Source organism: Flavobacterium facile, from assembly GCF_036321945.1.
In the GTDB taxonomy this organism is placed as follows: domain Bacteria; phylum Bacteroidota; class Bacteroidia; order Flavobacteriales; family Flavobacteriaceae; genus Flavobacterium; species Flavobacterium facile.
On record NZ_JAZAYT010000031.1, the window covers coordinates 82,379 to 99,401 of the forward strand.

At 33.7% G+C, this 17,023-nt stretch carries 14 protein-coding genes; 8 read left to right on the plus strand and 6 right to left on the minus strand.

Annotated features, from left to right (window positions below; all coding sequences use genetic code 11):
* Positions 1–2: 2 nt before the first annotated feature.
* Positions 3–1,577 (minus strand): NAD(P)/FAD-dependent oxidoreductase, encoded by a 1,575-nt coding sequence (locus UEQ13_RS06965; protein ID WP_329805616.1) that lies wholly within the window; start codon positions 1,575–1,577, stop codon positions 3–5.
* An 85-nt stretch (positions 1,578–1,662) separates the two neighbouring features.
* On the opposite strand from UEQ13_RS06965, the gene UEQ13_RS06970 reads away from it, so the two are divergent.
* The gene (locus UEQ13_RS06970) at positions 1,663–1,899 is read left to right on the plus strand and encodes a hypothetical protein (RefSeq protein ID WP_329805617.1); all 237 of its coding nucleotides are present in this window, start codon (positions 1,663–1,665) and stop codon (positions 1,897–1,899) included.
* Here the strand turns inward: UEQ13_RS06970 and UEQ13_RS06975 are convergent.
* Positions 1,891–3,738 (minus strand): tetratricopeptide repeat protein, encoded by a 1,848-nt coding sequence (locus tag UEQ13_RS06975; RefSeq protein ID WP_329805618.1) that lies wholly within the window; start codon positions 3,736–3,738, stop codon positions 1,891–1,893. The genes UEQ13_RS06970 and UEQ13_RS06975 overlap by 9 nt on opposite strands.
* Positions 3,739–4,195: 457 nt before the next feature.
* Here UEQ13_RS06975 and UEQ13_RS06980 point away from each other — a divergent pair, with 457 nt between their 5' ends.
* From UEQ13_RS06980 to UEQ13_RS06990, 3 genes are read left to right on the plus strand one after another with little or no spacing between them, the layout of a single operon-like run.
* Complete coding sequence (locus UEQ13_RS06980) at positions 4,196–5,302, plus strand: tail fiber domain-containing protein (protein WP_329805619.1); 1,107 nt, start codon at positions 4,196–4,198, stop codon at positions 5,300–5,302.
* A 2-nt stretch (positions 5,303–5,304) separates the two neighbouring features.
* Complete coding sequence (locus tag UEQ13_RS06985; protein ID WP_329805620.1) at positions 5,305–6,498, plus strand: tail fiber domain-containing protein; 1,194 nt, start codon at positions 5,305–5,307, stop codon at positions 6,496–6,498.
* A gap of 50 nt (positions 6,499–6,548) precedes the next feature.
* The gene (locus UEQ13_RS06990; RefSeq protein ID WP_329805621.1) at positions 6,549–8,174 is read left to right on the plus strand and encodes a tail fiber domain-containing protein; all 1,626 of its coding nucleotides are present in this window, start codon (positions 6,549–6,551) and stop codon (positions 8,172–8,174) included.
* A gap of 1,197 nt (positions 8,175–9,371) precedes the next feature.
* Here the strand turns inward: UEQ13_RS06990 and UEQ13_RS06995 are convergent.
* Positions 9,372–9,665: a hypothetical protein gene (locus tag UEQ13_RS06995; RefSeq protein ID WP_329805622.1), complete on the minus strand. Its 294-nt coding sequence runs from the start codon at positions 9,663–9,665 to the stop codon at positions 9,372–9,374.
* Positions 9,666–9,693: 28 nt separating this feature from the next.
* Positions 9,694–11,889, minus strand: a complete 2,196-nt coding sequence (gene recQ, locus UEQ13_RS07000) for a DNA helicase RecQ (RefSeq protein ID WP_329805623.1) — start codon at positions 11,887–11,889, stop codon at positions 9,694–9,696.
* Positions 11,890–12,008: 119 nt separating this feature from the next.
* Between recQ and UEQ13_RS07005 the strand changes: the two genes are divergently transcribed.
* From UEQ13_RS07005 to lptB, 4 genes are all read left to right on the plus strand, one after another.
* Positions 12,009–12,974, plus strand: a complete 966-nt coding sequence (locus UEQ13_RS07005; protein WP_329805624.1) for a KpsF/GutQ family sugar-phosphate isomerase — start codon at positions 12,009–12,011, stop codon at positions 12,972–12,974.
* Complete coding sequence (tatC, locus tag UEQ13_RS07010; RefSeq protein ID WP_329805625.1) at positions 12,974–13,804, plus strand: twin-arginine translocase subunit TatC; 831 nt, start codon at positions 12,974–12,976, stop codon at positions 13,802–13,804. Before UEQ13_RS07005 ends, tatC begins: the two co-directional genes overlap by 1 nt.
* Positions 13,804–14,157 (plus strand): carboxymuconolactone decarboxylase family protein, encoded by a 354-nt coding sequence (locus tag UEQ13_RS07015; protein ID WP_329805626.1) that lies wholly within the window; start codon positions 13,804–13,806, stop codon positions 14,155–14,157. The genes tatC and UEQ13_RS07015 overlap by 1 nt, the downstream gene beginning before the upstream one ends.
* Before the next feature lie 94 nt (positions 14,158–14,251).
* Complete coding sequence (gene lptB, locus UEQ13_RS07020) at positions 14,252–15,022, plus strand: LPS export ABC transporter ATP-binding protein (RefSeq protein WP_329805627.1); 771 nt, start codon at positions 14,252–14,254, stop codon at positions 15,020–15,022.
* 203 nt (positions 15,023–15,225) lie between these two features.
* Here lptB and UEQ13_RS07025 read toward each other — a convergent pair whose 3' ends face one another.
* Positions 15,226–16,068, minus strand: a complete 843-nt coding sequence (locus UEQ13_RS07025) for a GH25 family lysozyme (RefSeq protein WP_329805628.1) — start codon at positions 16,066–16,068, stop codon at positions 15,226–15,228.
* Between the two features lie 114 nt (positions 16,069–16,182).
* The gene (locus UEQ13_RS07030) at positions 16,183–16,926 is read right to left on the minus strand and encodes a CDP-alcohol phosphatidyltransferase family protein (RefSeq protein WP_329805629.1); all 744 of its coding nucleotides are present in this window, start codon (positions 16,924–16,926) and stop codon (positions 16,183–16,185) included.
* Positions 16,927–17,023: the final 97 nt, after the last annotated feature.

Below are 17,023 nucleotides of genomic sequence, written 5' to 3' on the forward strand. Positions count from 1 at the left end.
GCCTATGTGTTTACATTTAAATTTAACGTCTCAGCAATTTTCAACGCACATTTTTCACCATCGATAGCTGCAGAAATAATTCCACCTGCATAACCAGCGCCTTCTCCGCAAGGATATAAACCTTTAATTTGAACGTGTTCTAAAGTAAAATTATCTCTTGGAATACGAACTGGAGAGGATGTTCTACTTTCTGGTGCGTGTAAAATCGCATCATTCGTTAAATAACCTTGCATCGATTTTCCGAAAGCAGAAAAACCTTCACGTAATGTTTGTGTTAAAAATGAAGGAAAAACTTCTCCCAATTCAATCGATGTAGTTCCTGGAACATATGATGTTTTTGGAATATCTTTTGAAACTTTAGTTTGTGTAAAATCTATCATTCTTTGTGCTGGAACTTTTTGTGTTTTCCCAGCCAATTGCCAAGCTTTTTGTTCGATTGCTTTTTGAAATTCCATTCCTGCTAAAGGTCCGAATTTTTCAAAAAGTTTGAAATCTTCCAAACGCAATTCCACTACTATTCCAGAATTGGCAGTAGCTTGATCTCGTTTACTCGGACTCCAACCATTGGTAACTACTTCTCCATCAGCTGTGGCACAAGGCGCAATTACGCCACCTGGACACATACAAAACGAATACATTCCGCGTCCATTGACTTGTTTTACGATAGAATATGGAGATGGTGGTAAAAATTCGCCACGGAAATCACAAGAATACTGAATTTTATCAATCAATTCTTGTGGATGTTCTGCACGAACACCTAATGCGAAAGGTTTCGCTTCGATGAAAATTTCTTTTTTATGTAATAATTCGAAAATATCACGAGCGGAATGTCCGGTTGCTAAAATGATTTTTTTTGAATGGATTGTTTCTCCATTTTGAGTGACAATTCCGTCTACTTCATTGTTCTTAACTAGAATATCCGTAACACGTGTTTCGAACAAAACTTGTCCGCCACATTCGATAATTTTATCGCGAATATCTTGAATAATTTGTGGCAATTTATTGGTTCCGATATGCGGATGTGCTTCTACAAGAATTTCTTCCGTAGCTCCGAAAGCCACTAATAATTGTAAAATTCGATCTACATCGCCACGTTTTTTGGAACGTGTATATAATTTTCCGTCAGAATACGTTCCAGCGCCGCCTTCTCCAAAACAATAATTGGAATCGGCGTTTACAATTCCGTCAACATTTATGGCTTTTAAATCTCTACGACGACCACGAACGTCTTTTCCTCTTTCTAAAACTATCGGTTTCAAACCTAATTCGATTAATTGTAAAGCGGCAAATAATCCGGCAGGACCAGCACCAATAACTATAACCTCTTGCTTATTGGTTACATTTGGATAATGGGGCAATTCAATTTTAGATTCGGTAAACACCTCATCTTTAAAATAAATATTTAATTTTAAATTGAATTTTATGGCTTTTTGTCGGGCATCAATAGAGCGTTTTACCACCACAATTTTTTGCAAATCAGTTACAGAAGTGTGTACTAATTTAGAAACGTGTTGGTATAACATTTCTTCGTTATTCGCCATTTCTGGAGAAACTTGAATGAGTAGTTCGCGTGGCATTAATTTTTTATCTTAAAATGTAATGCAAAAGTACAAATTTTATAATGGATTTGAAAAGAGCTGAAATCATTTGTAACTTTGCCCGATGAGACAAATAAAACTAATTTGGGATTTTCGTGGACCAGCTTCAGCAAAAACGGCGGAACATCATGAAATTCATTTGAAAGAATTTTTAGAAAAAGAGAATTATCCTTTAAAAATTACGGGTTTTGAAATTTTAAACGACATGTACGCCATTGCTTATTTAGTTGTGAAAGAAGCCGATATGATTACTTTTAGAGATGCTTTGCGTCCGCATAGAGGTGAAGTTTACTCAGCTTAAATTTTTCAAAAAATCCTGAAGTGATTGTTCTTTCGGAATGTCCATTTTTTTTCTCAAAATAGAACGATAATTATCAATGCTTGCAGGTGCAATATTTAGCTGTTGCGCAATTTGTTTGGAGGACAATTGAAGCATAACCAAACTGGCCAAGCGCGTTTCTTTTTCAGTTAAACCCGGAAAAACAGAGGTTAATTTTTGGTAGAAAGAATCAGTTGTTTGTTGAATTTCAGAATATAGCTTTACCTTTTCGGCATTTTGATTAATGTTATCATTAATGAACAGAACCAATTCAGTAATCTTATTTTGAGTTTTAGAATCTTTTAATTGTAACTCTTTAATCTTATTTTTTATATCCTCTAATATTTCGTTTTTTTCAGAAATATGAATAGCAAAATCCGTAATCTCTTTATTCTTAAACTCGATTTCTCTTTCCTTTTTTAGATTAATAACTTCCAATATTTTTTTCTCGGAAAGCGCCACCGATTCTTTCAAATGAAACATTTTCTTTTTTTTATTAAAATAAAATATCATAAGAAGAATGATTAATGCGGAAATTAGAAAAACGGCAATTATAATTGTTTTTTGATTTTTCTCCTTTCCTCTCAGAATTTCATAATCCTTAGTTTGAATTGCCAATTCGTTCTTAAGGTTATCATACTTAAATTCTACTCTCTGAGAATTAATATTTTCCTGCAAATTGGCATTATTAATCTCATCTTTAAACTGAACTCTTTTTAATTGGAATTCATATGCTTTTTGAAAATTATTTTCTTTTTTGTAGGCCAATTCTAAAATCCCATAAAAATCAATTATAGCCGAAGTCGGTATGTTTTTATTTGATGCTATGTGCTTTTCAATTAAATACTCGGATTTAGTTATTTCATTTGTTGCAATAAATCGTTTGGATTTCAAAACTATCAAATCGTCTTCAAAACCACTAATTTTTTTTATTAATTTTTCAACTATTTTAATATAATGATCGGCTGTTTTTAAATCATTAATCTCAATAAAACAATTCGCCAAATACAAATTAGATTTCATTTCACCGGCTGCAATACCGGCAGATTTCGACTCATCTAGTATTTCCTCAAAAAGAACAATCGATTTCTTATATTTTTTTAAATCATAATAAGCAATTGCAATATTAGTTTCACAACTTATCACCCCTACTTTATCATTTAACGATTGATATATCTTAAGCGCTTTATTGTAATATTCAATTGATTCTACAAAATCCGACTGAGAATTGGAAATTATTGAAAAAAGAAGAAAAGTATCCGCCAAGGTGTTTCTTGAAAGGGATTTATTCTTTAGGTTGCCATTTAAAATCAAAAGGGCTTTATCATAATTATTCAATTGGATATAATAATAGGCAATATCATTATTAACTAAATCTCTACTGTCCTTATCAATTAAATGAACAGTTTTGCCATAATAGTCTTTGGCTTTTAATAAATTCTCATAGGCTTCTGAAAAGTTTCCCTTATGAAGCGCAATCTTCCCCAAAACTCTATAACAATTGGCTTGATACTCAAAAGCCCCATTTATTGTTTTCAATTTCAGCAAAGCTACATTTAAAAACTGTGTGGATTTTTTAAAGTCACTTTTATAATAGTACGTTAATCCGATTAACCAATAAGCTCTGGCCTCTCCTTTATCATACTTCACCAACGAAGCTTTGCTCAATGATGAATTTAAGATGACCAAGGAACCATCAATATTAGATTTCAGCACATTTTCGGCCTGATCTTGCATTTTGTCAATCTCAATAGTCGACCCTTGAGAAAAGGCAAAAAAGGGGCAACTAAAATAAAGGAAGAATAAATAAGCGATTTTCATTTGGTGTGAATTTGAATGCAATGTTAGATAAAATTGAGAACAAAACCCAATATGATGAGAAAATATGGAGATAAAAAAAATCTAAAATGCTGACTTGTAGATAGATTTGCATTAACAAAAATTAAAATTGGTAAAAAGAAATTAATACCTCTTTGTAAATTAATTGTCACAAGTATTACACCGAAGCATTTTTACTTTCAATACACATTTCCAATAAACAATAAAATCCCGAGAAAGATTGATTTGTTTTTTTTAGCAACGAATTTTCGCAAGACATACTACCAAATACCACCATAAAAATCATAACCAAAACTAATTTAAAATGAAGCACTTTAAAAAAATTTTAATTTTATTTGTTCTACTCACTTCCCATCTGTGTTCATTTTCTCAGGTAGGTATTGGAACAACAACTCCAAGTGCAAGTTCGGCGCTGGATATCACATCTACTACCGGAGGTATGCTAATCCCTAGAATGACGCAAGCGCAACGAAATTTGATTGGATCTCCTGCAAATGGTTTACTGATTTATCAAACAGACGCAACTCCTGGATTTTATTATTTTAACGGCGCTATATGGACCACCTTTACCTCTGGCACCGGATGGAGCATAAACGGAGATGCAGGTACGACACCTGCAACCAATTTTTTAGGAACTACAGATGCACAGGATTTTGTAATTGCCACTAACAATACCGAAAGAATTCGGGTGAAAACTACGGGTAATGTCGGAATAAATCAAACTAACCCCACAGCAAAACTTCACGTTACAGGAACGGCTCCTGTAATGAGAATTCAAGATGGAACAGAAGGAATGAGTAAACTTCTAACCTCCAATGCAACCGGGGTGGTGTCTTGGCAACCAAGCGCTTCTGCATTGGCGGATGACGATTGGCGTTTCAATAGCGGTAGCACGTATGCAGACCCTGTATATCATACTGGAAAAGTGGTTATGGGAAGAACAGGAACAACCACACACCTTCTAGACGTTGATAATGGTGCTAACACAGGTACTACAATTGGAATAGGTGACGTAGAGAAAATTGTGGACGGAAATAACGAAATTAGATTTAGCCATCAACTGATATCAGATGACGAGGGAAACATATCAAGCTTAGGTACGGCAACCAAAAGATGGAACACGGTTTACGCCACTAATCCAACAATTCAAACTTCTGATGGAACAAAAAAAACCGCCATTAAAACCTTGCCCTATGGTCTTGCTGAACTAATGAAATTGCGCCCTGTTTCTTATTATTGGAAGGAAGAACGTCTTAATTCCACCATTATCCCTCAAGAAAAAAAACAACTTAAACTAGGCTTAATCGCTCAAGAAGTACAGCAGGTAATTCCTGAAGTGGTTTATACTTATGGCTGGAAATCTAAAAACGAAAAAGAAAAAGGCACTTTTATTAAATATGACTTTGAGCGTATTGGAATGAATTATGAGGAATTAATTCCTTTACTGGTAAAAGCCAAACAAGAACAAGATATTGAACTGGCAAAAATTAGCGCTAAAACCAACGAATTATCGAATCAATTACAACAACTTCTGACTTCAAAATAATTATGAAAAAAGCAATACTCATCATATTATTATCGGTATCATTTGCAAGTAGAGCGCAAGTAGGTATTGGAACCGTAAGTCCTGCTGCAAGTTCACTCCTAGACATCACTTCTACAACTGGAGGGTTACTAATCCCTAGAATGACACAAGCACAACGAACAGCTATAGGATCTCCTGTAAACGGTTTACTGGTTTATCAAACAGATGCTACGATTGGTTTTTGGTACTACAACGGTACAATCTGGACCACCTTTTCATCTGGATCTTCATGGAATTTAAACGGTAATTCCGGAACTATGGTAGCAACCAATAAACTGGGAACCACAAATGCACAATCATTCGTTACAAAAGCAAACAATATAGAGGCTTTCAGGATACTTTCCGGTGGAAATGTCGGAATAGGAACAGCTAGCCCATCGGAAAAATTACACCTTACCGGTTTGAGAATTGAGGATGGAAACCAAGCTGTAGGAAAAGTAATGTTATCTGACGCATTAGGAAATGCAACTTGGACAAGTCCTCTTTTTTCTCCAGGAGATGACGATTGGCGTTTTGGCAGTGGTTACATTTACAGAGCAGGAGAAACACTAATTGGGGATAACTTGCCTATAGCAGGTTTTTTGCTTGCAATTTACAATGGCACAATCAGTGGTACTCAAATTGGAGTAGGATCAACGGAATATTATGTTGATGGTGTAAGTGAATTCTTTTGGTCACATTCGGTAATACCTATGACTAACGGAAACATAAACCTAGGATCTTCTACAGGGAGATGGACTGCTGTTTACGCAACAAACGGTGCAATAAACACCTCTGACATGCGAGATAAAGAAGCTATTAAACCTTTAAAACATGGCTTAAAAGAATTGTTGCTGTTAAAACCTGTTTCCTATAAATGGAAAGAAGAAAAATATGGAAATACCGTTTTACAGGATTCCGAAAAAAGAACCAAAATTGGTTTTATAGCTCAAGAATTAAAAGAAGTTCTTACAGAGGTAGTGCAAGACGAGGAATGGGTAGCAATAAACGAAAAAGGGATAACTACGTATGAGAAAAAAGCAACTGCTTCAATGGGAGTTTCTTATAGTGAAATTATTCCTGTAGTGATAAAAGCCACACAGGAACATCAGGTGGTAATCAACAAAATTAAAAAACAGCAGGAAAAGATATCCTTAATGCTAAAAAAAATAAAGTAACCATGAAAAAACTTATATATACATTAAGCGTGTTTTTGAGTTCGTTCCTAATGAATGCACAGGTGGGTATTGGGACCACTTCTCCTAGCACAAGTGCCGCATTAGACATAACCACAACAACAAAAGGAGTATTAATACCACGAATGACGTTGCTTGAAAAAGGTGCTATTGCAACACCGGCTACCGGATTATTGGTTTATCAAACGGACGGCACACCTGGTTTTTATTATTTTGACGGTACCGCTTGGCAACCCTTTGGAGTAAGTAATGGCTGGTCGCTAACCGGCTCTGCGGGAACAAATTCCGCTTCTAACAAAGTGGGAACCACAGACGCACAAGATTTAAAATTGGTGACCAATAATGTAGAGGCAGTTCGCATAGCTTCAAACGGTAATATAGGTTTTGGAACCACTACCCCATCTACAAAATTACACGTTGCTAAACCCGTTGTGGCTCCAAGTTTCAATGATGGTTTTGAAGACAATACCCTTCCACCATTTACTTCGACGTCGGCACCTACGGGTAAATTATGGTTTGTACAACCAACCACGAAAAATTCAGGGGGATTTGCAGCCCAAAGTGGTGCTGTCGGAACTGGCGGTGGTGAATCTACAACTTTAGAATATCTCACAGCTTCAATTCCTACAGGTGATGCCGTTCTTTCTTTTGCCATAAGTACGGCATGTCAGATAGGTGATGAAGTTTCTTTTGCTATTGACGGGACTGAACAATTCATGTGGAAAAACGCAACAAATACACCTTGGACAACACTAACTTACCCTTTAGCCGGAGGCTCGTCTCATACTTTGACATGGACATTTTCGAGATATGGAGCGGTAACACCCAAAGTTTATTTAGATGACGTAATTATTACACCTAATTCACCGCTTCCCGTGTTAAGAATAGTGACTGGAACTCCCGGGGCGGGCAAAGTATTAACATCAGATGCTACAGGTTTGGCTTCTTGGCAAACACTAGCTGCATATACTGATGCAGACTGGATATTTAATAGCGGATCAACAGTTGCTGATCCTATTTATCAAACTGGAAACATAAAAATAGGAACCGTTACAGCCTCTACCGATAATTTACATGTGTATAACGGATTCGCTACTGGAACTCAAGTTCAATTTGGATCGGTTGAAATCATTAAAGATGGCGTGGCGGAACTTCGATTTAACGAAGAATTCTCTCCAATAACAGATAACGGCGCAAACTTAGGATCGGGCACAATGCGCTGGAAAGATGTTTATTCCCAAAATGGAGTCATTCAAACATCGGATATCAGAGACAAAGAAAAAATAGAACCCTTGAAATACGGTTTGAACGAAATCTTGAAGCTAAAGCCTGTTTCATTCAAATGGAAAGAAGAAAAAAAGGACAATTTTATCATACCGGCAAAAGATAGAGAAACTAAACTAGGCTTTATTGCACAAGAAATCAAACCTGTACTGCCTGAAGTAATCGAAGACACCGAATGGAAAGAATATGAAGAAAATCCAGGCGTTTTAGTTCAAAAAGAAATGGAACGATTGGGGGTTAGTTATGCAGAAATAATCCCCGTGAGCATCAAAGCTATTCAGGAACAACAGGTTCAAATCGAGGAATTGAAGAAAACAAATGAAGAATTAGAAAAAATGATAAAAAAACTTAAAAACAAAAAAAGAAAACATTAGTTCTTTTTTAGACATAGCTTATCATTATTTTTTTTTCGACACATTATCTAATATTAAAATTCATTCAAAAAAGAGAAAAAAATATTTGGGAACTATTTAAACACGAAATTAGAGTGGTTTACATAGCAAAAATTGAAAAGGACGAATTTATTTGTCCATTAAAAAATTAATTTGTTTGAGAAAAAGGGGTGTCTTGTCAAAAAGCCCCCTTTTTTAAACAAAATCATAAAACAGTAAATTGAATTATTATAAGACGGAATGCTCTTTAAAGTTTGAGATTCTCATCAATTGAGTAAAATTTTTACAGTATGAAACATAAACACCAACACAGAAATTCATATAGAGAAATAGATAATATGAAAATTTCAATTTCCTGTAAAAAATATGTTCTCATAAAATTGCAGCATCAATTATTATAGTTTTTAAATTCAAAATATTGTTTATCGTTTTAATTTAAATGCATCCCATTCATTAAAATTGGTTTTCCAGCACAAGAAGTGGTAGAACTTTCCAAGAAGAAACCCCAGGTGTTTTAGTTAAAGAAGAAGGAGAACGATTAACAGTAAATTACTCTGAAATTATTTCTGTTGCTATCAAGCGACACAAGAAAAAAAAGTTAAAATCAAAGAGTTAGAGTTTAGAAGCGAAAAAACAAAAAAATTGCTTAAATAAAGAATGACACAAGCACAACGAGGGACTATTATTGCTCCCGCAAACAGCTTACTAGTTTATCAAACTGATGCAATCGCCGGATTTTACAACTGGGTGGGGGCCTAGAAAACAATTGAAGGAGGCTCAGGATAGAGTTTAAACAGGAACGCTGAAACAACTGCGGGAGCAAATTTTATAGGAACTACCGATGTAAACGACTTGAACATCGCCACAAACAACATAGAAAGAATTCGTGTAGGTGTCACGGGTCTTGTAGGGATAAGGTACAACGGCACCAACGGAAGAATTATATTTAGTGGAAACTTCTCCTGTTTTAATTACTGAATAAAAACCAATGACTCCTAAATAGGCCACGTTAGTTAAACCTAAAGGAATTTAAAACTATTCAAAACCGTAAAAATTTAATTTATTTGAGAAAGATGGTTGTCTTGTAAAAAAGCACCCTTTTTTAAATAAATTCATAAAAAAGAAAATTCTCATAAAACTGAAGCACCAAATATTATAACAAAATAGTAATTCTATTAATTACACTTCCCTTGATTGAAGCTTTTTAATGATGGAATTCAAATCTGGGTAAACAGCAAAACGTTTGGTATAATCTAAAAAGAATTCACCTATTTGAGTCGCTACTGTTTCTTCTGAATAACAGTCTTCCTCCGAAAATTCTTCTTTATAAAAAGTAAAACCCCTAGCTATATAATTTTTTCTCGCATTTTCATGATCCAACAAACAGGTCTGAAGCCATACTCTGTTAATATTAAACTTCCAGGCTTCTTGAATAGCACAAGACAATAAGTCTCCGCCTAACTTCTTGTCCAAGTGGGAAGGATTAGTTGTATAGTGGAATCTAGTTTGCGACTTCGCTAATAAATTTAATTCGCATCAATCGAAGTTCTTCGGTATCGTAATCACCATCAAATTCTTTTAAGGCTTTTTCTATACTATCCGATTCTGATTCCATGAAATATTCGTGAATTTCTTCTTGTTGGTCTTCGTCTAAGATATCGTCAATCCAATATTTTATGTTCAATTTCGTTCCAGAAAAAACGATTTGTTCCATTTCTTTCAACAAATCATCAAACTTTAATCCTTTTGCAGAAGCTATATCGTCTAAAGCTAATTTTCTATCAATATTTTGAATGATATATAATTTATTGGCTGAATTCGCACCAGTCGATTTCACCACTAAATCATCTGGACGAATAATGTCATTATCTTCTACATATCTTGAAATTAATTCGATAAATGGTTTACCGAATTTCTTCGCTTTTCCTTCTCCAACTCCGTGAACATTACTTAATTCATCAATTGAAATTGGATATTTCAAAGCCATATCTTCCAAAGAGGGATCTTGGAAAACTACAAATGGTGGCACATTATGTTTCTTCGCTTCTTTTTTTCGTAAATCTTTCAACATCGTCATTAAAGCTTCATCAGCTGTACCTGTTGCTTTTGCTGCTGCGATGATGTTTTCATCTTCTTCTTCGCTAAACTCGTGATCTTCCGCCACCATAAATGAATAGGGCTTTTTAATAAAATCATTTCCAGCTTGAGTTACTTTTAACACACCGTAACTTTCAATGTCTTTTGAGATGAACCCAGCTACTAGAACCTGACGAATTAATGCCATCCAATATTTTTCATCATGGGCTTTTCCACTTCCGAAAGTTTTAAGCGTATCTATTTTTTGAGCTTTAATTATAGCATTAATTTTACCCACTAAAGCTAGTATAACTTCTTTTGGTTTGAATAATTGTTTCGTATCGTTAATGACTTCTAACAAAGTAACAATTTGATCTTGCGCTTCTGTTTTCTTTTTCGGATTTCTAACATTATCATCCATATCCGCACCATCGCCGTTTACCTCATCGAATTCTTCTCCGAAATAATGTAGTAAATATTTTCTTCTCGACATTGATGTTTCGGCGTAAGCCACCACTTCTTGTAGTAAAGCATAGCCAATTTCTTGTTCAGCAATTGGTTTACCCGACATGAATTTTTCTAACTTTTCGATGTCTTTGTATGAATAATACGCCAAGCAAATTCCTTCCCCATCATCTCTTCCGGCTCTACCAGTTTCTTGGTAATAACTCTCTAAAGATTTTGGAATATCATGATGAATTACGAAACGCACATCTGGTTTGTCAATTCCCATACCGAAAGCGATAGTTGCTACCACCACATCTACATCTTCCATCAAAAACATATCTTGATGTTTCGCTCGTGTTTTCGCATCTAAACCGGCATGATAAGGAACGGCAGAAATTCCGTTTACTTGTAAAACTTGTGCAATTTCTTCAACTTTTTTTCGACTTAAGCAATAAATAACACCTGATTTGCCTTTGTGTTGCTTAATAAATCGTATTAAATCGCCTTGAACGTTTTTCGTTTTTGGGCGTATTTCGTAATATAAATTAGGTCTATTAAAAGAAGCTTTAAATGTATTGGCATTTGGCATATCCAAGTTTTTCAAGATATCTTCTTGCACTTTTGGAGTTGCCGTAGCTGTTAATCCAATAATAGGCACATCTCCTAATTGTTTGATAATGCTTCTTAAGTTTCTGTATTCTGGTCGAAAATCGTGACCCCATTCCGAAATACAATGCGCTTCGTCAATGGCAACAAATGAAATCTTGACCGATTTTAGAAACTGAATATAATCTTCTTTTGTTAGAGATTCTGGAGCAACGTAAAGCATTTTAGTTTTACCTGATAAAATATCTGCTTTTACCTGATTGACTTCTGTTTTATTAAGTGAAGAATTTAAAACATGCGCCACACCAACGTCTGAACCCATACTTCTAATAGCGTCAACTTGATTTTTCATTAAGGCAATTAGAGGAGAAACAACAATTGCAGTTCCTTCCAAAACTAAAGCAGGTAATTGGTAACATAAAGATTTACCACCACCAGTTGGCATAATAACAAAAGTATTATTACCAGATATAATACTAGTAACTACTTTTTCTTGTAAGCCTTTAAACTGAGAAAAACCAAAGTATTTTTTTAATTCTTTGTATAAATCTATATTTTGTTCTGTCATAAATGTGGGGTTGAACTTAAAACAAATAATTTTAGACAAATATTATTTGAATTTTGTCTAAATTTGCAAACATAAAGATACAATTATTCTTTAAAAACAAAAATATAATTCATTTAATTTTGAATACAACACAAACCATCTTAGAAAACGCGAAACAATCTATACTTTCACAAAGCGAAAGTATCCAAAAACTTACAAATTATCTTACTGATGATTTTGCTAAAACCGTGCAACTTATCTTCGAATCAAAAGGAAGATTAGTGGTAACTGGAATTGGAAAAAGCGCCATAATCGCACAAAAAATTGTCGCAACTTTAAATTCAACTGGAACTCCATCGATATTTTTACATGCGGCTGAAGCCATTCACGGCGATTTAGGTATGATTCAAACTGGCGATTTAGTACTTTGCATTTCTAAAAGTGGAAACAGTCCGGAAATTAAAGTTTTAGCGCCGATTATTAAAAACTTTGGCACGACATTAATTGGAATGACTGCTAATCCAACCTCATTTTTAGCCACTTCTTCTGATTTAGTTTTGCATGCACATATTGATGAAGAAAGTTGTCCACTTGGTTTAGCTCCAACAAACAGCACGACTGCGCAATTGGTTTTAGGCGATGCGATTGCCGTTTGTTTGATGAAATTGAGAAATTTTCAAGCAGAAGATTTTGCTAAATATCATCCTGGTGGTGCTTTAGGTAAGAAATTATTATTGCGTGTAAAAGACATGTTAGACAATACGCACGCGCCACAAGTTGCTCCAAACGCTTCGATCAAGAAAGTGATTATGGAAATTTCTGAAAAACGTTTAGGTGTTACAGCCGTGATTGAAAATGATGTGGTTATTGGAATTATTACCGATGGTGATATAAGAAGAATGTTAACCGATAGAGAAACTTTTTCTGATTTAACTGCGAAAGATATTATGACCAAAAATCCAAAATCAATTGCTTCAACGGTTTTAGTTGCTGAGGCTTTAGATGTTTTGGAAGATTATAAAATTACACAATTAATGGTGATTGATAATGGAACTTACAAAGGTGTGTTGCATTTACACGATATTTTAAAAGAAGGAATTGTATAATGGCAAAAAAGAATAAAAAAAACATTAACGAAATGACTTTTTTAGATCATCTTGAAGAATTAAGATGGTTATTAGTAAGAAGTTCAGCAGCTATATTAATTGGAGGAGCGATTGCTTATCTCTTTAATGATTATATTTTCAACACCATTATTTTCGGACCAATGAAAGGTGATTTTATTACCTATCAGTTTTTCTGTGATTTGGCCAATAAATACGATTTAGACAAAAGTTTTTGTGATGCGACTTTAAATTTCAGTATTCAAAACACAGAAATTGAAGGTCAAATTTCTTTAATGGTTTGGACGTGTATTACCGCAGGATTCATCATTTGTTTTCCTTACATTTTATTACAATTTTGGAATTTCATTAGTCCAGCTTTGTATAAAAAAGAAAAGAGAAATGCCGTGAAATTCATCGTAATTTCTTCTTTATTATTCTTTATGGGAGTCGCTTTTGGATATTTCGTATTGACACCTTTATCGTTAAACTTCTTATCTACATTCTCTGTTTCAGATGTGATTAAAAACGATATTAATGTGAATTCCTACATTGGAACAGTAAAAACAACAACATTAGCAACTGGATTAGTTTTCGAATTACCAATTATCATCTATTTCTTATCTTCTTTAGGATTAGTAACTCCTGCCTTTTTAAGAGAATATAGAAAATGGGCCTATGTAATTATCCTGATTATTGCTGCGATTGTAACACCACCAGATGTAATTAGTCAAGTTATCGTAACGATTCCGCTAGTGGTTTTATTTGAAATTAGTATTTTCATCAGTGCTTTCATAAATAAAAAAAATAACAAATCTACAACTACAATATAATGAGTGATTTAATTACAGAATTCAACGACTATCGTGCTAAAATGAATGAAAAATTATTAGCCGATGACAACAAAGTAATCAAAAGAATTTTCAATTTAGACACTAACGCTTATAGCGAAGGTGCGCTAGATGTAAAAACAAAAGAGTTATTAGGTTTAGTAGCTTCAGCAGTTTTACGTTGCGATGATTGTATCAAATACCATTTAGAAACAGCTTACAAAAACGGAGTGAATCGTACAGAAATGATGGAATCGATGAGTATTGCGACTTTAGTTGGTGGTACGATTGTGATTCCACATTTAAGAAGGGCGTATGAATTTTGGGAAGCGTTGGAAGAAGCAGGAACTAAATAATTGTTAATTAGTGTAAACGTTTATTTGAATATTCGTTTATTTGTAAAACAAAATCAAGTATCTTTAATGAGGTACTGAAATAAATTCAGCAGCAATGAAATTAAGAGCCGAAAATTTAGTTAAAACGTACAAGAAAAGAAGTGTTGTAAAAGGGATTTCAGTTGAAGTAAATCAAGGAGAAATTGTGGGTTTATTAGGTCCGAATGGCGCTGGAAAAACGACTTCTTTTTACATGATTGTAGGTTTGGTTAAACCCAATAGCGGAAATATTTATTTAGACGATATGAATATTACCGATTTTCCGATGTACAAACGTGCACAAAACGGAATTGGTTATTTGGCACAAGAAGCTTCGGTTTTTAGAAAATTGAGTATTGAAGACAATATTTTATCGGTTTTACAATTAACAACACTTACCAAAAAAGAACAAGAAGCAAAAATGGAAAGCTTAATTGAAGAGTTTTCTTTAGGTCATATTCGTACCAATCGTGGTGATTTATTATCTGGTGGTGAACGAAGAAGAACTGAAATTGCGCGTTGTTTAGCAACCGATCCAAAATTCATTTTATTAGACGAGCCTTTTGCTGGAGTTGACCCAGTTGCGGTTGAAGATATTCAAAGAATTGTAGCTCAATTAAAAAACAAAAACATCGGAATTTTAATTACCGACCATAACGTACAAGAAACTTTAGCAATTACCGACAAAACCTACTTAATGTTTGAAGGTGGAATTTTAAAAGCCGGAAAACCAGAAGAATTGGTGGAAGATGAAATGGTTAGAAGAGTATATTTAGGTCAGAATTTCGAATTAAGAAAAACTAAAATCGATTTCAATGCTCCGAAAGAAATTGAATTAGATATATAGTTTTTTTTAACCACATAGGTTTATTTATTTTGCTTTGAATTTTAGGTGCTACGCTTGAAATAACTCATATAGCTATGTTTATTATTTTGAATGAAATGACTTTACGCATAACGTTTATTATTTAATTCTATGTGGTTAAATTTTTCAAAACAAGTATAAAAATCAGTGTAAATCGATTCAAATCCGCGTCATCCGCGTACCTATTACTTTATACAGACTTTCTTTAAATCATCAACGTTTCCGTTGAAAACATTGACATCAACTAATTCATCGATGCCATGAAGTTGGGCTTTTTCCGTAAATTGCCACATTAAATAGTCATCTTCAATTTTTTCTTTCCATGGATTGTAATTCGCTATCCAAAATTGATAACTAGGAAAATCTTCTTGTAAAAAATCTTCGTAATATTTTTCACCTGTGTAAATAATCGGTTTTACTCTGTAATGTTTTTCTACGATGGTTAACCAATTTTGTAAACCTTCTTTTAGTTTGTCCATTGATTGTCCTTTTGGCATTTTTTCGATATCTAAAATTGGAGGCAAATGACCTTTTCGTAATTTGACATTTTTAATAAAATTATTCGCTTGATCTGTAGAATTTTCATCTGGACGATAATAATGATACGCTCCTTGAATGTACATGGATTCCGTTAAGTTTCTCCAATTTTTCTTGAATTTTAAATCGACTTTATTACTTCCGGCTGTGGCGCGAACAATGACGAATTTCAATTCAAATTGCTCTTCAACCGCTTCTACATTATCCCAATCAATGGTGCCTTGATACTGAGAAACATCAATTCCGAAAATTTTCCCTTTGTGATTTACAACAATATCGTTAATACGTTTATCCTCTAATTTTCTTTGATTGGCCGTTAATTCGTTCTTATTTATTTTAAATCCTAAATAATATAAAATCCCATCTTTTTTCTGATAGACAAAAATAATCGTGAACAATAACAAAAAAAGTCCAAGAATCCATTTCACAGATTTCGGACTAATTATAGTTTGTTTTTTACTTTTAGAAGGATATTTTCTTCTGGTTGCCATTTATATTTTAAATCGATTTGCTTCGCAGGCTAATTTTATTTTTTCTCACGCAGATTTAATGGATTTCGCAGATTATAAAATCCATTCAAATCGGCAAAATCTGTGTGCCAATTTCTAAACTTTCTTAAAAACAGCATTATTTACAACCGATAAAAGCACATATAATAAAATGATAATTGGAATCGCAATGAATTCTAACAAAGCAATTAAAATTACAGAAAGAATTAAAAACACTAATTGCATTTTATACTTTTCCCAGCTGAAACTCTTCACTTTTAAAGAAAATAAAGGAATTTCTGCATTTAATAAATATGAGCTTAAAACTGAAATTCCAACTAAAACATACGGATTACTTAAAGTTTCTATCACAAAATCAACATCAGTATATTGAAACTGAATCATTGGAATACTCATAATTAACAACGCATTAGCTGGAGTTGGTAAACCAATAAATGAATCCGTTTGACGTGTATCTACATTAAATTTCGCTAACCTGTAACAAGATGCTAAAGTGATTAAAAAACCTAAATATGGTACAATACCCATATAATACGTATCTTCCGTTAAGTTATATTGTGCTTGATTTTCCTGAATATCGCCTAACATTTTATACATCACCAAACCTGGTACAACACCACTGGTTACCATATCTGCCAAAGAATCTAATTGTAAACCAATTGGACTTTGAACTTTCCAAATTCTGGCAAAGAAACCATCCCAAAAATCGAAGAAAACCCCTAAACAAACTAAAGAAAAAGCTTCTCTATAACTTCCGTTGAATGCGTGAATTAAAGCGCATAAACCCGCAAATAAATTTAATAAGGTAATAACGTTAGGAATGTGTTTTTTTATGCTCATCTTCTTAAAAATTTCTTAAATGTGATAAATTCTATAGCAAATGTAAACAATAAAATGAAAGAATTTGAGTTTATTAAGTAAGAAATTATGATATTTG